General features: G+C 63.4%; 15 protein-coding genes and 1 tRNA gene. 7 read left to right on the top strand and 9 right to left on the bottom strand.

What is annotated here, in order from left to right; genetic code table 11:
• Nucleotides 1-12: 12 nt before the first annotated feature.
• From dxs to UP06_RS12905, 5 genes are all read right to left on the bottom strand, one after another.
• Nucleotides 13-1,941: a 1-deoxy-D-xylulose-5-phosphate synthase gene (gene dxs, locus UP06_RS12925; protein ID WP_045003056.1), complete on the bottom strand. Its 1,929-nt coding sequence runs from the start codon at nucleotides 1,939-1,941 to the stop codon at nucleotides 13-15.
• Between the two features lie 584 nt (nucleotides 1,942-2,525).
• Nucleotides 2,526-2,777, bottom strand: a complete 252-nt coding sequence (locus tag UP06_RS12920; protein WP_008132970.1) for an exodeoxyribonuclease VII small subunit — start codon at nucleotides 2,775-2,777, stop codon at nucleotides 2,526-2,528.
• Between the two features lie 73 nt (nucleotides 2,778-2,850).
• Nucleotides 2,851-3,780: a histone deacetylase family protein gene (locus UP06_RS12915; protein ID WP_045002954.1), complete on the bottom strand. Its 930-nt coding sequence runs from the start codon at nucleotides 3,778-3,780 to the stop codon at nucleotides 2,851-2,853.
• Between the two features lie 134 nt (nucleotides 3,781-3,914).
• Nucleotides 3,915-5,573, bottom strand: a complete 1,659-nt coding sequence (locus UP06_RS12910) for a bifunctional metallophosphatase/5'-nucleotidase (RefSeq protein WP_045002953.1) — start codon at nucleotides 5,571-5,573, stop codon at nucleotides 3,915-3,917.
• A 55-nt stretch (nucleotides 5,574-5,628) separates the two neighbouring features.
• Nucleotides 5,629-6,387, bottom strand: a complete 759-nt coding sequence (locus UP06_RS12905; protein ID WP_045002952.1) for an enoyl-CoA hydratase-related protein — start codon at nucleotides 6,385-6,387, stop codon at nucleotides 5,629-5,631.
• A 298-nt stretch (nucleotides 6,388-6,685) separates the two neighbouring features.
• Between UP06_RS12905 and UP06_RS12900 the strand changes: the two genes are divergently transcribed.
• Nucleotides 6,686-7,927: an MFS transporter gene (locus UP06_RS12900; RefSeq protein WP_045002951.1), complete on the top strand. Its 1,242-nt coding sequence runs from the start codon at nucleotides 6,686-6,688 to the stop codon at nucleotides 7,925-7,927.
• 146 nt (nucleotides 7,928-8,073) lie between these two features.
• Here UP06_RS12900 and UP06_RS12895 read toward each other — a convergent pair whose 3' ends face one another.
• A complete protein-coding gene (locus tag UP06_RS12895; RefSeq protein ID WP_045002950.1) occupies nucleotides 8,074-9,852 on the bottom strand; it encodes an acyl-CoA dehydrogenase family protein in 1,779 nt (592 codons plus the stop codon).
• 241 nt (nucleotides 9,853-10,093) lie between these two features.
• Between UP06_RS12895 and UP06_RS12890 the strand changes: the two genes are divergently transcribed.
• Nucleotides 10,094-10,168 (top strand) — tRNA-Gln (locus UP06_RS12890).
• Between the two features lie 25 nt (nucleotides 10,169-10,193).
• Here the strand turns inward: UP06_RS12890 and UP06_RS12885 are convergent.
• Entirely contained in the window at nucleotides 10,194-11,063 is an 870-nt protein-coding gene (locus tag UP06_RS12885) for an AraC family transcriptional regulator (RefSeq protein WP_045002949.1), read from the bottom strand.
• A 101-nt stretch (nucleotides 11,064-11,164) separates the two neighbouring features.
• Here UP06_RS12885 and UP06_RS12880 point away from each other — a divergent pair, with 101 nt between their 5' ends.
• The gene (locus UP06_RS12880; RefSeq protein WP_245305461.1) at nucleotides 11,165-12,700 is read left to right on the top strand and encodes a carboxylesterase/lipase family protein; all 1,536 of its coding nucleotides are present in this window, start codon (nucleotides 11,165-11,167) and stop codon (nucleotides 12,698-12,700) included.
• 27 nt (nucleotides 12,701-12,727) lie between these two features.
• Here UP06_RS12880 and purB read toward each other — a convergent pair whose 3' ends face one another.
• Nucleotides 12,728-14,122, bottom strand: a complete 1,395-nt coding sequence (gene purB, locus UP06_RS12875) for an adenylosuccinate lyase (RefSeq protein ID WP_197087209.1) — start codon at nucleotides 14,120-14,122, stop codon at nucleotides 12,728-12,730.
• A 242-nt stretch (nucleotides 14,123-14,364) separates the two neighbouring features.
• Here purB and UP06_RS12870 point away from each other — a divergent pair, with 242 nt between their 5' ends.
• The 3 genes from UP06_RS12870 to UP06_RS12860 all read left to right on the top strand — a co-directional run bounded on the left by UP06_RS12870 (nucleotide 14,365) and on the right by UP06_RS12860 (nucleotide 18,010).
• A complete protein-coding gene (locus UP06_RS12870; protein WP_045002947.1) occupies nucleotides 14,365-15,420 on the top strand; it encodes a LacI family DNA-binding transcriptional regulator in 1,056 nt (351 codons plus the stop codon).
• 204 nt (nucleotides 15,421-15,624) lie between these two features.
• On the top strand, nucleotides 15,625-16,983 hold the full coding sequence (locus UP06_RS12865) for an ABC transporter substrate-binding protein (protein WP_045002946.1): 1,359 nt from the start codon (nucleotides 15,625-15,627) through the stop codon (nucleotides 16,981-16,983).
• 94 nt (nucleotides 16,984-17,077) lie between these two features.
• A complete protein-coding gene (locus tag UP06_RS12860; RefSeq protein WP_082081382.1) occupies nucleotides 17,078-18,010 on the top strand; it encodes a dihydrodipicolinate synthase family protein in 933 nt (310 codons plus the stop codon).
• Nucleotides 18,011-18,086: 76 nt separating this feature from the next.
• On the opposite strand, the gene UP06_RS12855 is transcribed toward UP06_RS12860, so the two are convergent.
• Nucleotides 18,087-19,349 carry an ROK family protein gene (locus tag UP06_RS12855; protein ID WP_045002945.1) on the bottom strand — a complete coding sequence of 421 codons (1,263 nt, stop codon included), beginning with the start codon at nucleotides 19,347-19,349 and terminating at the stop codon, nucleotides 18,087-18,089.
• 254 nt (nucleotides 19,350-19,603) lie between these two features.
• Between UP06_RS12855 and UP06_RS12850 the strand changes: the two genes are divergently transcribed.
• On the top strand, nucleotides 19,604-20,566 hold the full coding sequence (locus tag UP06_RS12850) for a sugar-binding protein (protein WP_045002944.1): 963 nt from the start codon (nucleotides 19,604-19,606) through the stop codon (nucleotides 20,564-20,566).
• Nucleotides 20,567-20,596 lie beyond the last annotated feature (30 nt).

Genomic DNA, 20,596 nt, shown 5'->3' with positions numbered 1-20,596 from the left:
CGAAGCTCGCCGTCAGGCGAGCTTGACCGTCTCGGTCTTGACGTCCTTGCCGAGCGCCTCGAACACCTTGGCGACGATGCCCTTGGCGTCGAGACCGGCGCGGCCGTACATCGCCGCCGGCGTGTCGTGGTCCTGGAACACGTCGGGCAGCACCATGGAACGGAAGCGCACCATGCCGCTGTCGAGCGCGCCCTGATCGGTCAGGAACTGCGTGACATGCGAGCCGAAACCGCCGACCGCGCCTTCCTCGATCGTGATCAGGATCTCGTGGTCGCGGGCCAGCTTGAGCACCAGCTCGGTGTCGAGCGGCTTCATGAAGCGCGCATCCGCAATCGTGGTGGAGAGGCCGTGAGCGGCGAGCTCGTCGGCCGCCTTCTCGCATTCGGCCAGACGCGTGCCGAAGGAGAGCAGCGCGATCTTGCTGCCCTGGCGGATCACGCGGCCCTTGCCGATTTCGAGGGGAACGCCGACGTCGGGCATCTCGATGCCGCGGCCTTCGCCGCGCGGATAGCGCAGCGCGCTCGGGCGGTCGTTGATCGCAACCTGCGTCGCCACCATGTGCACGAGATCGGATTCGTCGGCCGCGGCCATGATCACCATGTTCGGCAGACAGCCAAGATAAGCGTTGTCGAACGAGCCGGCATGCGTCGCGCCGTCGGCGCCGACGAGGCCGGCGCGGTCGATGGCGAAGCGCACGGGCAGGTTCTGGATCGCGACGTCATGCACGATCTGGTCGTAGCCGCGCTGGAGGAAGGTCGAGTAGATCGCGCAGAACGGCTTGTAGCCTTCGGTCGCAAGACCCGCGGCAAACGTCACCGCGTGCTGCTCGGCGATGCCGACGTCGAAGGTGCGGTTTGGGAACGCCTTGTTGAAGATGTCGACGCCGGTGCCGGACGGCATCGCCGCGGTGATGGCGACGATCTTGTCATCCTTCTCGGCTTCTTTGACGAGGCTCTGGCCGAACACGTTCTGGTAGGCCGGCGCATTCGGCTTGGACTTGGCCTGGGTGCCGGTCGCAACGTCGAACTTGACGACGGCGTGGTACTTGTCGGCGGAGGCTTCCGCCGGGCCGTAGCCCTTGCCCTTCTGCGTCACGACGTGGACCAGGATCGGGCCGGTCTCCATGTCGCGGACGTTCTTCAGCACGGGCAGCAGATGGTCGAGGTTATGACCGTCGATCGGGCCGACGTAATAGAAGCCGAGCTCCTCGAACAGCGTGCCGCCGTCCATCATGAAGCCGCGGGAATATTCCTCGACGCGGTTGGCGCGGTTGGCGAGGACTTTCGGCAGGCGCTGGTTGATCTGCTTGGCCGCCTCGCGCAGCGTGCGATAGGTCTTACCGGAGTAGAGCCGCGACAGATAAGCGCTCATGGCGCCGACCGGCGGTGCGATCGACATGTCGTTGTCGTTGAGGATGACGATCAGGCGCGAATTCATCGCACCCGCATTGTTCATGGCCTCATAGGCCATGCCCGCCGACATCGCGCCGTCACCGATCACAGCGATAACGTTGTTCTTGCCGCCGGAGAGGTCGCGCGCGACCGCCATGCCGAGGCCGGCGGAGATCGAGGTCGAGGAATGCGCGGCGCCGAACGGATCGTAATCGCTCTCGCTGCGCTTGGTGAAGCCGGACAAGCCGCCACCGGTGCGCAGCGTGCGGATGCGGTCGCGGCGACCAGTCAGGATTTTATGCGGATAGGCCTGGTGGCCGACGTCCCAGATCAGCCGGTCGCGCGGCGTGTCGAAGACGTAATGGATTGCTGTGGTGAGCTCGACCACGCCGAGACCCGCGCCGAAGTGACCGCCGGTCACCGAGACGGCATCGATGGTCTCCTGACGCAGCTCGTCGGCGACCTGGCGAACCTGCTCGACCTTGAGCTTACGCAGGTCGTCCGGCGTCCGGATGGTGTCGAGAAGCGGCGTTTTACTGTATGCGTTCACGGCGATTTCCAATTTGTCAGCGCCGGAAAGTCATTCCGGTGCGCGATGGGTTTGCACAATATCGGCGCAGCGCGAGTCCCCAAACCGTCGGAGCCACCTGCATGGGGCAAAGCCCCTTGTTCAAGCTTAGGTGAGCTTTAAGTGCGCTCCGGTTCAGTCTCTGTGACCCCTGTCACTTAGATCGGCTTCGTCCGTCCCAACCAATTTCATTAGCGATTTGAAGCGCTTGTCGCCGGCAATCGGTGCCCACGTAAGGCTAACAAAAAGCCACACTGCGCGCAGCTTTACACCAAAGCTTAGGCCAAAGCCAACCCGCCGGACCGATTCCGGGTATGCAGGTGCAACCGGCGGGCCAGTTTAGTTAACCGCGGCGCCGGAGCGGAGGTTCCAGTCTTGCCCGGTTCCTCGGCAGCTTTTTGGCGAGAACGAGGCCGTTTTCGGTGAGATTCACGAGGTGGGAGCCCGTGGAAGGCGGGGCGCGACTCATCATCGATCGCGCGTTCCCGTGAGCGGAACCCACCTCAAACCATCATGACAAAATTGCAGATGGCCATTGCCCAAAACAGGCCGCTCGGAAGCGGCCTTTACTGTACGTCGAGCGGCGCGGTGCCCGTGGCCTGGCCGCTGGCATCGGTGGTGATCTTGTCGACGCGCGCCTCGGCCTGGCGCAGCAGTTCTTCGCAGCGGCGCTTCAGGGCCTCACCGCGCTCGTAGATCGTGACGGATTCCTCGAGCGGCACCTTGCCGTCCTCGAGCCGCTTCACGATCGTTTCGAGTTCCTCGATGGCGCGTTCGAAGGTGAGCCTGGAGACGTCGACTTGGGTATTTTCGGCCATATAAGTTTCCGATTGCCCGATTCGCTTCACATGGAGAAAAGCAGAGTTTTACGGGCTTAATGTGGCGGGTGCGTCAAGCGCCCATCAGGGCGCCGACATGCGCCGTAACAGATTCTTTCAGTCCTTGCAGGTCATAGCCGCCCTCGAGCACAGAAACAACGCGACCGCCTGCAGACTTGTCGGCAAGGTCCATCAGCTTGCGCGTCACCCAGGTGTAGTCCTCCGCGCGCAAATTGAGCGAGGCGAGAGGATCGCGGAAATGCGCGTCGAAGCCCGCGGAGATGATGAGCAGCTCCGGGCTGAATTCCGTCAGCCGCGGCAGGATCAAATTCTCAAACGCAGCGCGGAATTCAGGTCCGCCGTCCTCGGAGGCGAGCGGCGCATTGACGATGGTGTCGTGATCGCCGCGCTCATCCTTCGCGCCCGTGCCCGGAAACAGCGGCATTTGATGCGTCGAGCAGTACATCACGGTCGGGTCCGACCAGAAGATGTCCTGCGTGCCGTTGCCGTGATGCACGTCGAAATCGACGATGGCCGCACGCTTGATGCCGTATTTGCGCTGCGCGTGGCGCGCGGCGATCGCGACATTGTCGAAGAAGCAGAAGCCCATCGGCTTGCCGATCTCGGCGTGATGGCCCGGCGGACGCACCGCGACGAAGGCGTTGCGGTGCTCGCCCGCCATCACGGCTTCGGTCGCCGCAACCGCGCCGCCGACGCCGCGCATCACCGCTTCCCACGTGCCCGGCGACATCGAGGTGTCGCCGTCGACATAGACCTGCCCGCTGGTCGGCGCGATGTGGCGGAGCTCGGTGACGTAATCCTCGTTGTGGCAGAGCGTGACGAGATCGAGATCGCCCTCCGGTGCCTGGTCGCGCACCAGATACTGGAAGCGCTCAACCGACAGCGCTTCCTCGACCGCACGCAGGCGGTCCGGCCGTTCTGGATGTCCCGGTGGCGTGACGTGGTCGAGGCAAGCCTTGTGGGAGAGAAGAAGCGTGCTCATCAGGTTGGCCTCACAGGGTACGGGCTCTCGACGTCGCTTGGCGCATCCGGCGCCAAAACGCAATGCAGAACCCAATCTATGCGTTCGGTCGGGAATGGCAAAGGGTGGTCCAGTTCCGGCCCGCTTGCGCCAGATCAATTCACGCGGAGGATGCGGCTCAGTGGAAGCGGCCCGATCGGTCCGTGCGCCCGGAAGAACGCAAACAGCGCGTCTGCGTCGTAGCCGCCATACTGCTGCGCTGCGCCCTGTTTCGCGACCGTGAAGCCGTCGCCGCCGACGGCGAGGTAGTCGTTGAGCGTAACGCGATAGCCGGTGGCCGGTTCGAGCGGCTGGCCGTTCAGCGTCATCTTCTCGGCCATGACGCGCTCGCCGAATGGCTTCGACGCGTCCCAGCTGTAGCTGAATCCGTTCGAGACCTGGAGGATCCGCGGCCGCTTCGGATCGAGCCATTGCTGCTCCAGCATGTCCTTGAGCTGGCTGCCGGTGAGCGTCATGGTGACGAGGCGGTTGCGGAACGGCTGGCTCGCGAACAGCTCGCCGTAGGACACCGTGCCGTTCTCCTTCGGGATGATATCGGTGCGGATGCCGCCGGGATTGGTGAGGGCGATGACAGCGCTGCCATCCTTGGCGTCCTTGGTGACGGCAAGCTGCGCGTCCGCGATGATGTCGCCGAGCGCGCTTTCGCCGGCCTCGTTCGGCACGCGCGACAGCGTCTGCGTCACTGAGCCTGCCGGTCGGTTGGCGATGGGAGCGGCGAGCTTGTCATAGGCGTCGATCAGCGCGGTCTGCTCGGGGTCCTTGGCCAGCGAGGCGTTGGCGACGATGACGTTCTCGGCCTTGGCGCTGATCACGTCGCGGCTGGCGGGATCGAGCTTGAGATCGATCGCGGTGACCAGCGTGCCGTATTTGTCGCCACTCGTCACCAGCCGTCCGTCGATATTGCAGACATAGGCGCGATGCGTGTGGCCGCTGACGACGACGTCGACGGCGCGGTCGAATTTCTTGACGATATCGACGATCGGCCCCGAGATGCCCGGGCATTCGTTGTAGTCGCCGGCGGGCTCGCCGCCTTCGTGGATCAGCACCACGATGGCTTCAACCCCGCGCGCCTTCAGTTGTGGCACCAGCGCATTGACCGTCTCCGCCTCGTCGCGGAATTCGAGGCCGGCGATGCCGGCGGGCGAGACGATGCCGGCGGTGCCCTTCAAGGTCAGCCCGATGAAGGCAATGGGAATGCCGTCGAACTCCCTGATCTCGTAGGGGGGCAGCACGCTCTTGCCGGTCGCGGTCTCGATGGTGGAGGCGGCGAGATAGTGGAATTTGGCGCCGGTGAACGGATGCGGGCCCTGGCAGCCGTCGACCGGATGGCAGCCGCCGTTCTGCATCCTGAGCAGTTCGGTCCTGCCTTCGTCGAATTCGTGGTTGCCGACCGAGGTAATCGCAAGCCCCATCATCGACAGCGACTCGATCGATGGCTCGTCGTGAAACATCGCCGACAAAAACGGGCTTGCGCCGATCAGGTCGCCGGCGGCAACGAAGATCGTGTTCTTGTGCCCGTCGCGCAATTGCTTGACCAACGTCGCCATGTATTCGGCGCCGCCGGCCGCGACCATCACCTTCTTGGTCTTGTCCTCGGGATCATTGATGCGGATGCCGCCCGGCGGCGGCCGGAGATTGCCATGGAAATCGTTGATCGCGAGGATGCGCAGCTCGACAGGTGCCGCGGTTTGGGCGGCAGCGGGCGGGGCGGCGAGCGCGAGCGTGGCGAGGATGAGTGCAGAGGCGTATCGCATGGAACAATATTAGTCGTTCCGCGCGAAGATTTCACGAAGCATTGTCGTGAACGCCTTACCGTTTCTTCCGGTTCGCGAACGCGTTGAACGCGGCGACCGCCTCGTCCGATTTCAGCCGCTCGCCGAACAGATGGCCTTCCTGGTCGATGCGGCGGCTGAGCTCTTCGGGTGCTGCGCGCAGCAATTTGCGCGAGATCGCGACTGCCTCGGCCGGCAGCCGGCAGATCTCGCGCGCCACCTTGCGGGCCTCGACCTCGGTGTGTCCCGGCGAGACCACGGTGTTGACGAAGCCCGCGGCATGCGCCTCGGCGGCGCTGAAGGTCCGTCCCATCACCAGCATGGCAAAGGCACGCTGGTACCCCATGGTGCGTGGCATCAGCAGGCTGGCGGCGCCGACCGGAACCAGCCCGAGACTGATGTAGGGCGCCGAGAAGGTCGCGGCGTTGGAGGCGAGCACGTAGTCGCAATGGAACAGCATCACGGTGCCCATGCCGATGGACGCGCCGTCCACGGCCGCGATGATCGGCTTGGCGTTGAGCGCCAGCGAATAGAGAAATTTGGCGCCGTCCGACAGCGTCTCGGGGCGTGAGGTGTCGGCCTTCAGGAAATCGTCGATATCGTCGCCGGCGGTGAATACGCCGGAGCCGCCGGTGATGATCATGCAGCGGATGTCGGGATTGTTCTGCGCGGTGTCGATCGCGCGGCTCATCTCGCGATACATGTCCTGCGTGATCGCGTTCTTCTTGCCCGGACGGCGCAGGGTGATCACGCGCGTTGCGCGATCCTCCGTCACGATGATGTTGCCATTCGGCATGAAGCCCCCCTGCGGCCGCCGCGGCGCCTGCCGTCGACGAGTCCTGCGATGCTCAGCCTACATCATCTCGCAGGCGTGCCAATCCTGCGGCTCAACCTTTTCGACAGTGATACCCGCGAGAAGTTGCATGACACCGGCACAACGGATGCATTCGTCCGGGGAACTGTGACGTGAGGGCTGTGCGACATTTTGATGGGTGTTGCGCGTTGCAACAATCGGCTACAATGTTTCATTTGAAAAACCGGTGGTTGTGCGGCACGATGGCCCGTCTCGTTCCATTTGGTCGATTGCATGATTGATGATTGCCGCAACAGGCATTGACGAATCCTCGCTGCATTATCGCGGCTGGCGCGTGGTGCTGGCCTGTTTCCTGATGGCTTTTTTCATGTTCGGCTTCGGCCTCTACGGCCAGGGGGTCTATCTCGCGGAGCTCCAGCGCGCTCATGGCTGGCCGGGCACGCTGGTGTCCGCCGCCAGCACCTTCTCGTTTCTGCTGACCTCAGTTCTCGTCATCTTCACCGACGATCTGCTCGCCCGCATCGGGCTGCGGGCGCTGATCCTGTGCGGCCTGACGGCGCTTGGCGCTTCGACCGTGCTGCTGGGACTGATGCAGACGCCGTGGCAGCTCTATCTCGCCTACGCGCTGATGTCGGTCGGCTGGACCGGCATGGGCACGGTGGTGATCGCAACCGTGCTGAATGCCTGGTTCGAACGGCGCCGCGGGCTTGCACTTAGCCTTGCGTTCAACGGCGCGACCTGTGGCGGTATCGTTCTCGTTCCGGTGCTGCTGGTGCTGTCCGACAGTATCGGCTTTCGCTCCGCCATGCTCGCGACCACGATGGCGATGATCGTGCTGGTGTTGCCGGTGGTGGTGATCTTCACCGGCTGGCCGGCCGATGCGTCGCTGACCTCAGCCGGCCGCGCCTCCGGCGGCGGCGCGGCCGCGCCTGCGGCTCATTCGCGCAAGGCGCTGCTCGCCAACGCGACGTTCTGGACCATGGTGCTGCCGATCGCGATCGCGCTATTGGCGCAGATGGGATTCATCATCCATCAGGTGACGTTCCTCGAGCCGATGATCGGCCGCTACGCTGCGGGCCTTGCCGTCACAATCATGGCGGCTATGGCGGTGGTCGGACGGCTCTCGCTCGGCCTGTTCGTCGACCGGCTCGATCCGCGGCGTGCGTGTGCGGCGTCAATGACGAGCCAGGCGGCGGCGCTGTTCGTGCTCCTGCAAAGCGAGAGCCCGACGGTGCTGCTGCTGTGCTGCGCCGTCTACGGCTTCTCGATCGGCAACATGATCACGTTTCCGCCTCTGATCATCCAGCGCGAGATCGGCAGCGCCGCATTCGCCGCCGCGATGGGCCTGGGAACGTCGATCAGCGGCATCATCAGCGCGTTCGGTCCGGGCATCGTCGGCGTCGTGCGCAGCCTCACCGGCGACTACACGATGGCGTTTGCGATGTGCGTGGTGCTTGATCTCGTTGCGGCCGGCCTCGTGCTGTGGCGGCCGGGGAGAAGGGCGAAGATCGCAGCTTCGTAGCGCACGCGCGTCCCATGCATTCGGTGTCATCGTCCGGCTTGACCGGGCGATCCAGTACTCCGAGACGTCTGTGGTTCGCCGAGAAGCCGCGGCGTACTGGATTCCCCGCCTTCGCGGGGAATGACAGCGAGGAGGAGAGACCTCCCTTACCCCAACAGCACCGCATCCGCCGCCGCGACCGATTCCGCGCTCTCCGTCACGGTGCGCTCCAGCGCGCCCGCCTGCACCGTGATGTTCTCGGCGAAGAAGCGCGCGAGCGAGACGTAGCGCGACGCATCCGTATTGCCGTCGACCTTGGCGGCAAGCGCCTCGGACGCCAGCATGCAGCCGCCGAGCGTGGCGCCGAACTGCTGGAGGTAAGGTGTTGCGCCGGCGAGTGCCTCGTTCGGCGCGGACGCAACCCGCTCCAGCAGCCACTTGCTGGAGCGCGTCAGCGCCTCCAGCGCCTCGCGCAGCTTTGCACCGGTGGTGCCGAAGGCGGGATCGTTGGAGGCTTCGACCTGCTTGACGGTTGCCGAGAGCTCGTCGATCAGCGTCCACACCGAGGCGCCGCCGTTCGCCGCGAGCTTGCGTGTGACGAGGTCGATCGCCTGGATGCCGTTGGTGCCCTCGTAGATCGCGGTGATGCGCGCATCGCGATAGTGCTGCGCGGCGCCGGTCTCCTCGATGAAACCCATGCCGCCATGCACTTGCACGCCGAGATAGGCGACCTCGTTGCCGACATCGGTGGAATAGGCCTTTGCCATCGGCGTCAGCAGCGCCGCGCGCGCAGCCGCATCAGCCCGAACCTTGGGGTCCTTGGCGCGCGTGGAGACGTCGAGTGCGACCGCCGTGGCATAGCAGATGGTCCGTGCGGCCGCGGTCTGCGCCCGCATCCGCATCAGCATGCGCTTGACGTCGGGATGCACGAAGATCGCATCCGAGCCGTCGCTCTTGTTGCCGACGGCGCGGCCCTGCTTGCGCTCTTGCGCGTAGGCCAGCGCCTGCTGATAGGCGCGATCGGCGACGCCGACGCCTTCGAGCCCGACGCCGAGGCGGGCCTGGTTCATCATCGTGAACATGCAGCGCATGCCCTGGTTCTCTTCGCCGATCAGGAATCCGATCGCGCCGCCATGGTCGCCCATCGTCATGGTGCAGGTGGGGGAAGCGTGCATGCCGAGCTTGTGCTCGACGCCGCTGGCAAAAATGTCGTTGCGCGTGCCGAGCGAGCCGTCTTCCTTGACCATGAATTTCGGCACCAGGAACAGCGAGATTCCCTTGGTGCCGGCCGGCGCATCCGGCAGCCGCGCCAGCACGAAATGCACGATGTTATCGGTCATGTCGTGCTCGCCATAGGTGATGAAGATCTTCGTCCCCTTGATGCGATAGGTGCCGTCGGGTGCGCGCTCGGCGCGGGTGCGCAGCGCGCCGACGTCGGAGCCGGCTTGCGACTCGGTGAGCTGCATCGTCCCGGTCCATTCGCCGGTGACGAGCTTTTCGAGATAGATCTTCTTCAGCTCCTCGCTGCCATGCGCATCCAGCGCCTCGATCGCGGAGGCCGTCAGCAGCGGGCAGAGGCCGAAGGCGAGATTCGAGGCGCTCCAGATTTCGGTGCAGAGCGCGTTGATCGCAATCGGCAGGCCCTGGCCGCCGAACGCTTCTGGGCCCGACACCGCGTTCCAGCCGCCGTCGGTCCAGCGCTTGTAGGCGTCGGGCCAGCCCGGTGCGGTCGTGACCTTGCCGTCGTCGAGCTTGATGCCGTGCTCGTCGCCGACCCGGTTGAGCGGCGCCAGCACGTCGGTTGCGAACTTGCCGGCCTCTTCCAGCACGGCAGTGACGATGTCGGCGTCGAAATCGCCGTAATGGCCGGCGTCCATGGCGGCCTTCAGGCCGGCGCCATGGTTGAGCGACAGCAGCATGTCAGAGATCGGCGCGCGGTAGGTCATGGCTCACTCCCGAGGACATCATTGGCGCCGTATTCCCATGAAACGGCGGAGGTCTCAACTGCCGGGAGGGACGGGAACGGACCATGGCCGGGACGACACCAGAGTGTGGCGGGAGCCGGCCCCGGCCTGTGGTATTTTGCCCCTCCAGGCGGTTGAAATGCTGCGCCGCTCCCTATAGACCGACTGCGACCAACGGGAATCTGTGGCAGCCGGTTCTTCCGCCGTTCCCCGGGTCGCCTGTTGGGGCGTAGCCAAGTGGTAAGGCAGCGGATTTTGATTCCGCCATTCGGAGGTTCGATCCCTCCCGCCCCAGCCAGAAGCTCCGCTGCATTCCATCAATATCAACGCCGCATCGGCGTCCGACGATCCTTCGACGGGTGCGGCACCTGATCAACGGGTGCGTATGATCGGGCCTCTTGTGCGACACTGCTGAGATATTTCGCCGGCGGTTTTCCAAGCGCCTTTTTGAACATCGTGATAAAGGCCGTCACCGATTCATAACCGAGATCGGCCGAAACCTGCTGCACGCTCGCACCCGAGGCCAGCTCCCGGATGGCGACGATCAAGTGCAGTTGCTGACGCCAGCGTCCGAAGGTCAGGCCGGTCTCCTTGACCACGAGACGTGCAAGACTGCTTTCGCTGAGCGCGACGCGGTTGGCCCATTCCGCCAACGTGCGACGGTCCGCGGGATTGTCCGCCAACGCTGCGGCGATGCGCTTCACACGCGGCTCGGTCGAGAGCGGCAAATGCAGCTGCTGGAGGGGCATGCGCGGCAACTCGCCGAGCAGCACGCTGATCAGGCGCTCCCTCCGCGCGCCGTCATGCTGCATGCCGTCGGATAGTTCGACGATCAATTCGCGCAGCAATGGCGAGATCGAAATGGTGCAGCACCGATCCGGCAGATCGACCAGCTCCGCCTCGATGTAGATGAAGAACAGCCGCGCATTTGTGGTGGCGCGATTGCTGTGCGCCATGCCGCTGGGAATCCAGACCGCGCAATGCGGTGGCACCATCCACAGGCCGCTCGCGACGCGACAGGTGACGCCGCCTCCGAGCGAGACCACGAGTTGTCCCTTGCGATGGCTGTGGTCCGGCACCTCTCCTTTCGACCCGTCTGAATCAACGCGCACGGCAATGACCGGCGCGGACCGGTCGTCCACGTCCAGGTCCAGCCAAGGGTAACGCAGAGGGTAGCGGAGAGGCTGTCTCATCTTTGACGGCTTTTAGCGATCGAATGCAATAACAAGTAAATTAATCGCACGCAAAAGTCGATAGATCTCGGTCAACAGGAGGTACGACCGTGCATGCCTTGATGACGAAAGCAGCCGAACTGGGCCGACAGGTTCGCACGCAAGCCGGTGAGGTGCGTGGTGAGCGCCGAGATGTCAGCGGCGTGCTGGCGTTCAAGGGCATCCCGTATGCCGCGCCACCGGTCGGGCAGTTACGCTGGTGCGCACCGCAGCCGCCGGCGCCCTGGACTGGTGTGCGCGATGCGCTGACATTTGGCGCGGGCTGTCTTTCGGCGCTCGAAAATGATCCTCGGCCGGGGCCGCGCGCTGAGGATTGCCTCACGCTCAATGTCTGGACCGCCGCGAAAGAGGCTGACGAGAAGCGGCCCGTGATGGTGTGGATTCACGGCGGCGGTTTTCAATTCGGCTCCTCCGCCAATCCCGCCACCGATGGTGGGCCATTGGCAGCGAAAGGTGTCGTAGTCGTCAGCTTCAACTATCGCCTCGGCATCTTCGGCTTTCTCGCCCATCCGGATCTCGACGCGGAAGCGCCATCGGGCAATTACGGCCTGCAAGATCAACTCGCAGCGTTACGCTGGGTCCAAGCCAATATCGCCGCCTTTGGCGGCGATCCCGACAACGTCACACTGTTCGGTGAATCCGCCGGCGCCATGGCCGTCGGTATCTTGATGGCGTCGCCGCTCGCGCATGGACTCTTTCACAAAGCCATCGGCGAAAGCGGCGCATTCTGGGATGGCCGGCACGGACCACTCCAAAATTTCGAAGAAGCTCGCGCACGCGGCGTGGCTCTCGCGCGTCAGCAAGGCGATGGGTCGATCGCAGCCTTGCGCGCCATGCCGGCCGAACAGTTGAACGCAGCCGCACCCTGGAGCTTCGAGCTCGACCACGTCACAGCGTCCTTCTCACCAAGTATCGATCATGATGTGGTGCCTGATGTGCCCGCGCAACGCTTCCTCCGCGGGGAGCAGATGCATATCCCCTTGCTGGCCGGCTGGAACAGCGCGGAGGAATTTCCTTTCATGTCGCAATCACTCCCCGCTCAATCGGCGCAAGCTTTTTGCAACTCGGCGGAGAAGATGTTCGGCAGGGAACGGCTACCTGATTTTCTTAAAATCTACCCCGCGGACACCGACGCACAAGCCAAGGCGTCTGCCGCCGCGCTCACGGGCGACATCGTGGTCGGCGAGCAGTGCTGGCAGTGGCTGCGGCTGCATCGGGCAAGCCGTCGCGCGCCGGTCTACGGCTACCACTTCAACTATACGTCGCCCTACACGCCGATTGCGTCGCACGTCACCGAGATACCCTTTGTCTTCGGCACGTTGACGCCGCAACGGGTGATCGGCAGCACCACGTCACCGAATGAGGCGGACCGCGCTCTGGCGCAGACGATCATGGGCTATTGGGTCAATTTCGCGATGCGTGGGAATCCCAACGGGCCTGGTCTGCCGTCCTGGCCGGTCTATGACGAGACAGACGTCGTGCAGATCCTCGGCACGACGGTCGAGGCCCGCCCCAATCCGCAAGCCGCCCGCTTCGGTTTCCTCGGCAGTTTCCGACAGAACGGCATTCTCCCGATGCGTTGGCGCGACGTGCCGTAGACGACAGGAGCCAGTCCGCGTCGCCCGTCAACCTGCGCGCACGAGAGACGGTGCAAGGCCGACATATGTATCCGGCGTGATGTCCTTCATTCGCTGCTTGGTCTCGGCATCGACGAATTCCGGGTCGAGCCCATCGACGAACGCATGCAGATCGGTGAGCGTAATCTTCGCGCCACGCGAGAGCGATTTGAGCGCATCGTAGGCGTTCGGGTAGCCCTTGCTGCGCAGGATCGTCTGGTAGGCCTCGGCGAGCACTTCGGGATGCGCGACGAGTGCGAGGCGGATCTTCTCGGCATTCGGCGAGACCTTCTTCATGCCCGCGCGCAGATTCTCATATCCGACGATGCAGTGCCCGAAGATCGTGCCAAAGACGCGCGCGACGGTCGAGTCTGAGAGATCGCGCTGCATCCGGGACACCGGAAGCTTCCGGCAGCAACCCTCCATGAGCCAGTTGGCAATCTGAAGATTGCCCTCCGCGTTCTCGAAGTTGATCGGATTGACCTTGTGCGGCATCGCGGACGAGCCGACTTCGCCGGCGATCGGCTTCTGCACGATCCAGTCGTCGCTGATGTAGCGCCACATGTCCTGGGTGAAATCCACCAGGATGGTGTTGATGCGCATGAGGACTGCGAAGAGCTCGGCATAGGTGTCGTGCGGCTCGATCTGCGTGGTGAGCGGATTGAACGAGAACGAGACGTGGGCACCCTTGCGCAGATACGTGCCGTCTTCGATGAACGCCTGCGCGAATTGAGGCCAATCGATATTCGGAAACGCCGCGTGCATCGCCGCGTAATTGCCGGAGGCGCCATTGAGTTTGAGCGACAGCTTCAATGCGCCAATCTGCTGGATCTGCCGGCGCAGGCGCTCCTCGAATATTGCGAACTCCTTGCCCAGCGTGGTCGGCGTGGCGGGCTGGCCGTGCGTGCGCGAAAGCATCGGCATGCGGGCGCAGTCGCTCGCGGAATTCTGGATCCACGCCACCGCGAGCCCGAGCGGCTGCATCAGCGCATCGACGGCGTCTCGCAGCATCAGCCCATAGGCGATATTGTTGACGTCTTCCGACGTGCAGCCGAAATGGATCCATTCCACGGCTCCGCCGAGGCCGATCTGGGCGAATTTCCACCGCAGCCACAGCTCGCACGATTTCACGTCATGATTGGTGGCAAGGATGCCGTTCCAGCCCTTGGTCTCGAGCTGCTTGATCGAGAGGGCGTCGTCCTGCACGAATGCATGGATGATGCCTTCGACCGCCTTGGCCTCGGCCTGGTTGAGTTGGAACGGAATGTCCGCGTGCGCGCCGAGCGCCAGGACGTAGCGCACCATGACCTCGACACGGTATTTGATGAGGCCGAATTCGCTCATGATCTGGCGCAGCGGCGCCGTGTAGCGTTCGTACCGGCCATCGACCGGCGAGATATTCATCAGCGCATCCGACATCGTGCTTGGCTTCCGTTGGTTGAACGCCATTCATCCAAAGCGTTTTGTGCGCTGCCGATTATCACGCCGCGTGTCGGCAGGCCAGCACGAGCGTGCGCTGCCGGAAATGTCGTCTTCGGGTGATTTTCGACACCCAGTGTTCACGCTAAGAGATTTTCGTTGAGGACCCGCATGGCTATCACTACCATGGCAAGGCATTGATCAAAAAGCATTCAACCGTGGCCGGGATGGTAGCTGGTTCAAAGAGAGCGCGCGGAGGAAGCGGCCGCGTCAAGCTTGAGGAGGTGGCCCGCAAGGCCAATGTCTCGACCGCGACCGTATCGCGCGCATTCAACGAGCCCGGGAAAGTCTCCGAAGAGGTCAAGCAGCGGGTCAAGGAGGCAGCACGCGCCCTGAGCTGGATTCCGAATGCTGCCGGAAGGGCGTTGGCCTCGCGCAGGACCCATATCGCAGGCGCCATCATACCGACGCTCGACAACGAAATCTTTGCCCACCAGATCAGCGGCATGCAGACCGTCTTCAGCGAACGTGGCTTCACGCTGTTCCTGGGCTGCTCGAACTATGATCCGAAAGAAGGGCTGCGGCAGGCCGACGCAATGCTTGCGCGGGGCGTGGAAGCGCTTGCGGTCGTCGGTGAAAATCATCCTCCCGAGCTGTTTGACGCGCTCAACGCGCGCGGCATTCCCTATGTCGTGACCTACTCCTACAACAAGCTGTCGTCGCACCCGTGCATCGGCTTTGACAATCGCGCCGCCTTCAATCGGATCACCAGCCATTTGTTGTCCCTGGGCCATCGTCGATTTGCCGCCATCTTTCAGCCCGACGCCAACAATGACCGCGTAAGGGAAAGGCTTGGCGGCATCAGGGACGCGCTCGCGGCCGCAGGACTGGAGATTCCCGCCCAGGATTTGATGATGGGCCCCTCGACGCTGGAATTCGGGGCGGCGAGCTTTGCGAGATTGATGGCGCAAGCGATCGACGCCCGGCCGACCGCAATTGTTTGCGGCAATGACAATCTGGCGCTCGGTGCGTTGATGGCCGCGCGGGAATGCGGCCTGGAAGCGCCCAGGGATTTTTCGATTACCGGCTTCGATGATCTTGCGATTTCATCGCGCTTTTCTCCCAGGCTCACGACGATGAAGGTCGACAACCAGCAGATCGGTATATTGGCAGCCAACGAGCTCCTCGCTGTGATCGCAGGCGAGCAAGGGCAGGTGCAGTCCCGGGAAATCGTGCCCGATCTGAAAATCCGGGAAAGCGCCGGCAAGGCAGCGGGCCGTTAGGCCCCCAATAACCGCGGCAAATTCCGTCCTTTCGATAAGCGCGCAAAGGCTCGGCAAGAGGGTCGCTTGACAGCTTGTATGTAAGCGCTTACATGGGCCCGTTTTGAAAGCCATAAAGAGCAACCGGCGGGCCCCTCGCTGGGCTGGGACGGAGAGGAAACGACAATGCGGAATAGCCTTTTGCGGTGGGTCAGAAACTGTTCGATGGCGGTTGCTCTGCTCGCGCCCATGATGGGGACGGCGAGCCCGGCAGCGGCTGAGGAGAAACTCGTCGTCTGGTGGAACAAGGGCTACTACAAAGCCGAGGAAGACGCGCTGCTCGCTGTCATCAAGAAGTTCGAGGCCAAGACCGGGGTGAAGGTCGAGCTGTCGCAATATGCGACGCAGGACATGATGCCGAAGCTGGTGGCGGCGCTCGATGCGGGCAGTCCGCCCGACGTCAGCTATGCGGACACCTACCATTTCCAGGGCGCCGGCAAATGGGCATCCGAAGGCAAGCTGGTGGATATCGGCTCCATCCTCGAGCCGATCAAGGGCGAGTTCACACCGGCTTCGCTCGAAACGGTCATGCTCTACAACGACAAGACCAAGGCGAAGGCCTACTACGCCTTCCCGTTGAAGCAGGCGACGCTGCATCTGCACTATTGGAAGGACATGCTCGAGGAGGGAGGTCTCAATGAGGCCGACATCCCGAAAGACTGGAAGGGCTTCTGGTCGTTCTGGTGCGACAAGGCGCAGCCGGCCGTGCGCAAGGCGTCCGGCAAGCGCATCTATGGCATCGGCCATCCGATGGGCGTCGACGCTACCGACAGCTTCATCTCGTTCCTGGTGTTCATGGACGCCTACAACGTCGTGCTGGTCGACGACAACGGCAAGCTGCTGGTCGACGATCCCAAGGTGAAGGCGGGCCTCGTTGCCGCCATGAAGGACTATATCGAGATCGCCGCGAAGGGCTGCACGCCGCAATCGGCGACGAGCTGGAAGGATCCCGACAACAACGTCGCCTTCCACAACAAGACGACGATCATGACCCACAATTCGACGATTTCAGTGCCCGGCAAATGGCTGGACGACGCCAACAACGAGACGCTCACTGCCGAGCAGCGGGAGGAAGCGAAGAAGAACTATTACGAGCGCATCCGCACCATGGTCTGGCCCAACAAGCCGGATGGCACGCCGGTCCACACCCGCGCGTCCGTGGTGATCGGCCTGATCTTCGAGCAGGCCAAGAACAAGGAGCGGGCCAAGGAGTTCGTCTCATTCCTGTTGCGCGACGAAAACCTCCAGCCCTATGTCGAAGGCGCGCTCGGCCGCTGGTTCCCGGTCAAGGTCGCCGGCCAGAAGTCCGCCTTCTGGGACGGCGACGTGCATCGCCGCGCCGAGCGCGACCAGTTCTTCGCCGGCGTCGGTGGTTATGAGATGAGCAAGAACTACAAGTTCACCACGCTCTACAACGAGAACGTCTGGATCAAGGCGGTGAACGCCATCGTCACCAACAAGGTGCCGGTCGAAAAGGCCGTCGACGATATGATCGCGCGCATCAAGGAAGTGGCCGGCAATTGATCGCCAGGGCGAACAGTTACGCTCACGCGTTGCAAAGACGCGTGAGCGGCAGGCTCCTGCCTGTCAACGATTTCAACGTCTCGGGAGCTGATCTGTGACTGCAACCATCAAAGGCATCATTCCCGTGATGCTGACACCGTTCACCGAAGCCGACGCGATCGACTATGCGGGCCTCGAGAACCTCATCGAATGGTACATTGCCAATGGCGCGGATGCGCTGTTTGCCGTGGCCCAGTCGAGCGAGATGCAGGCCCTCAGCCTCGATGAGCGCGTCGCGCTGGCGCGTTTCGTCGTGCGACAGGCGGCGGGCCGGGTGCCTGTGATTGCGTCCGGCCACGTCAGTGAATCGCGTGACGATCAAGTGGCCGAGCTGACCTCCATCGCCGCAACCGGCGTGGACGGATTGGTCCTGGTGACGAACCGGTTCGATCCGAGGGGGCAGGGCGGCACGGTCTTCATGGACAATCTGCGCGGCCTGCTCGATGCGCTGCCCGCCGATCTTCCGCTCGGCCTCTACGAATGTCCGGCACCGTTCCGCCGGCTGCTGTCCGACGACGAGCTGGGGTTCTGCGCCGAGAGCGGGCGTTTCGCGATTCTCAAGGACGTGTCGTGCGATCTCGAGACCGTGAAGCGCCGCGTGGCGCTGACGAAGAATTCCTCTCTCGCCATCGTCAACGCCAATGCGGCGATTGCCTTTGACGCCATCAAATACGGATCTGCTGGTTTCACCGGCGTGTTCACGAACTTTCACCCTGACCTCTACAAGTGGCTGCTGACCGACAGCACTAAACATCCGGCTCTCGCGGACGATCTCTCCGTCTACCTCGCGCTCGCGGCGATGGCTGAGCCGATGGGATATCCCAAGCTGGCGAAGCTGTACCATCAGAGGCTCGGCACGTTCTCATGCGTCCGCAGCCGGACCGTCGACTTCGACATCCGCGAGCGCTTCTGGGCGCTCGACGCGCTGCTCGACAAGATCATGCAGGGGCAGGCGAGCTTTCGCGCCAGAATTGCGGCCACGCGCTGATCGTCAGCGTCGATTCCTCAGGCTCCAGCCGGGACTTGCGCGGAGGGAGCTCCAATGAGGAGGCGGCTTCCCGTGCTCACTCGGTTGCCTCCATGTGGTTTCGGTCCACGACCCGCAGCGTCCGTCGCACCATGCCGTCGACAATGACCGCCGACCCGCTAGGACGCAGATGGATCGCCGTGGACTTGAGCAGCCATGGCAACACCGCTTGCTCCAGCCGTTCCTCATAGGCGTGGCGCATCATGTCGAATGCCTGAAGGCCGGGTCCCGCCAGGATGACATGGTGTGGGCGCAGCACGGATATCGTTGCCGCGACCGCCTCGGCAAGCGCGCGACCTGCCTGCTGGAATAGATGCTCGAGGCGCGGATCGCCGCCCAGCGCCCGCTCGCGCAGCAGAGCCATCTGCGCCTCGGACGGCTGCTGCGAGTCCGCCGGCGGCAGGTCGAGAAAGGTGCGGGCGTCGCGGTAGAGCGCATAATCGGCAAGATAGGCCTCGATGCAGCCGCGCTGGCCGCAGCGGCATTGCGGACCGTCCGGCGCCACCTTGACATGACCGATCTCGCTGCCGGCGCCCCCGCGCGCTTCACCATCGACGACGACGCCCATTCCGATGCCGTGACCGACCATGATCGTGGCTGAGAGGCCCTCCGCCAGCGCCGGCTCGGCGGCTGTGAGGGCGAGCGCAACTGCGACAGCGTCGTTCGCCACCACGACCTCGACCCCGAACGCCTCGCGTGTCGGCGTCGCCAGATCGACGTCGGTGATCGACAGCGCCGGACTCCACAGCGTCCAGCCGGTGTCTGCGTTCACGATGCCCTGCAGCGCAAGCCCGATTCCCAGCAGTTGATGGCGCGGCGTCGACGTCGCATCCAGCATTGCATTGATTTGCGCGATCACGAGATCGCGCAGTGCGGCTGCATCGAGAGCGCGCGTCGGGAGTGCAAGTCGCGACTGCGCCAAGCCGGCACCGCTGAAATCGGCGATCAGCGTCTCAATGAGGTTCATGCGCAGGGAGACCGCGATGATGCGCCCGAACTCCGGGTTCAGGGTCAGCAGCACGGCCGGCCGGCCACGGCGGCGGCCATTCAGCCCGTCCGCATCCTCTTCGTCGGGATCGTCGGACCATGAGGATGCCGCTGTCTCCGTCTCGCACAGCAATTCTTCCGCGATCAGTCTCGATGTCAGGCCGGAAACGGCGGGGAAGCTCAGTCCCGTACTTCGGGCGAGCTCCACACGCGGCAACGGCCCCTGTCGTCGCAAGACCTCGACGAGGCGGCCGCGGTTCGAACCGCGGGCCATGCTGGAAACACGTCTCGGCGGCTCAATTTGGTCAACCATGTTGCCACTTTAATTCGACAAGTGAAATTAATAAGAGCGTGTTACGGCCGTGTGATCGAAAAAGCACATTCCGGGCGCGTTGTTATCAGCCATATTTACTATCATCGTACCTCATGTACTATTTATGCTCGAAGAAGGAGCTAGTACATCCTGATTTTGGTGTTTTGCTCTGCGACATTTCTTCGCCGTGTAAATAAAATAAGGCGCAAAAGCGCTGTGAGGCCCCTCAGTGGGGCGACCAAAGGGAGGTACACATGAACGGATCAATCAAGAAATTGATAGTGCCGCTGCTCGCGACCGTCGCGCTCGCGACGACCACGGGGATGGCGCAGGCCCAGCAGAAAAAGACCATCGCGCTGGTGACCAATGCCGCGGCTGATTTCTGGGTCATCGCCGGCCGCGGGCTCGAGAAGGCTCAGAAGGAGCACCCCGAATACGATATCCAGTTGATCGTCACCAACGAAGCGACCGCGGCGGGCCAGCGGCGCGAGCTGGACGACCTGCTGGTGCGCGGCGTCGCCGGCATCTCCATCTCGGTCGACGATGCGCCGCACGCAACCGAAGAGCTCAACAAGGTTGCGGCCAAGACCGTGCTGATCACGACCGACAGCGACGCGCCGCAGAGCAAGCGTCTCGCCTATATCGGCACCGACAACGTCGCGGCCGGGCGGCAAGCCGGCGAGGAGTTCAAGAAGGCGTTGCCGAACGGCGGCAAGATCGCGCTGTTCGTCGGTACGATGGATGCAGACAATGCCCGCGAGCGCGTGCAGGGGATCAAGGAAGCGATCGCCGGTACCAAGATCGAGCTGGTCGACATCTTCACCGACCAGGTGGACTCCGCCAAGGCCAAGGCGAACATGGAGAACGTGCTCGTCAAATATCCGGACATTGCGCTGCTGTCCGGGCTTTGGAGCTACGAGACGCCGCTGATCTATGACGCGGTCAAGGCGGCGGGCAAGGCCGGCAAGGTAAAGATCGTCGGCTTCGACGAAGATCAGCGCACGCTGCGGGGAATATCCGACGGCACAATCGAATCCACTGTCGTGCAGCAGCCGTACGAATTCGGGTATCTCTCCGCCACCAACATCATCAAGACGCTGAACGGCGACAAGTCCTGGATTCCGGCTGACAGCAAGCTGATCGTGCCAACCCAGGTGATCAGCAAGACCAACGTCGCGGAGTTCACCGCTCATATGAAGGAGCTGCTGAAGAAGTGACTTTTAGTGCCTTTCGACGCCCGGCTGGCA

The sequence above is a fragment of the Bradyrhizobium sp. LTSP857 genome, assembly GCF_000938285.1.
Taxonomy (GTDB): Bacteria; Pseudomonadota; Alphaproteobacteria; order Rhizobiales; family Xanthobacteraceae; genus Bradyrhizobium.
This window is presented reverse-complemented; position numbering and strand designations above follow the sequence as displayed.

Excerpts from the sequence above, each read along its gene's own strand:
- UP06_RS12920 (WP_008132970.1), bottom strand. The coding sequence starts at position 2,777 with ATGGCCGAAAATACCCAAGTCGACGTCTCCAGGCTCACCTTCGAACGC.
- UP06_RS12915 (WP_045002954.1), bottom strand. The coding sequence starts at position 3,780 with ATGAGCACGCTTCTTCTCTCCCACAAGGCTTGCCTCGACCACGTCACG.
- UP06_RS12910 (WP_045002953.1), bottom strand. The coding sequence starts at position 5,573 with ATGCGATACGCCTCTGCACTCATCCTCGCCACGCTCGCGCTCGCCGCC.
- UP06_RS12905 (WP_045002952.1), bottom strand. The coding sequence starts at position 6,387 with ATGCCGAATGGCAACATCATCGTGACGGAGGATCGCGCAACGCGCGTG.
- UP06_RS12900 (WP_045002951.1), top strand. The coding sequence starts at position 6,686 with ATGATTGCCGCAACAGGCATTGACGAATCCTCGCTGCATTATCGCGGC.
- UP06_RS12895 (WP_045002950.1), bottom strand. The coding sequence starts at position 9,852 with ATGACCTACCGCGCGCCGATCTCTGACATGCTGCTGTCGCTCAACCAT.
- UP06_RS12885 (WP_045002949.1), bottom strand. The coding sequence starts at position 11,063 with ATGAGACAGCCTCTCCGCTACCCTCTGCGTTACCCTTGGCTGGACCTG.
- UP06_RS12880 (WP_245305461.1), top strand. The coding sequence starts at position 11,165 with ATGACGAAAGCAGCCGAACTGGGCCGACAGGTTCGCACGCAAGCCGGT.
- purB (WP_197087209.1), bottom strand. The coding sequence starts at position 14,122 with ATGAATATCTCGCCGGTCGATGGCCGGTACGAACGCTACACGGCGCCG.
- UP06_RS12870 (WP_045002947.1), top strand. The coding sequence starts at position 14,365 with ATGGTAGCTGGTTCAAAGAGAGCGCGCGGAGGAAGCGGCCGCGTCAAG.
- UP06_RS12865 (WP_045002946.1), top strand. The coding sequence starts at position 15,625 with ATGGCGGTTGCTCTGCTCGCGCCCATGATGGGGACGGCGAGCCCGGCA.
- UP06_RS12855 (WP_045002945.1), bottom strand. The coding sequence starts at position 19,349 with ATGGTTGACCAAATTGAGCCGCCGAGACGTGTTTCCAGCATGGCCCGC.
- UP06_RS12850 (WP_045002944.1), top strand. The coding sequence starts at position 19,604 with ATGAACGGATCAATCAAGAAATTGATAGTGCCGCTGCTCGCGACCGTC.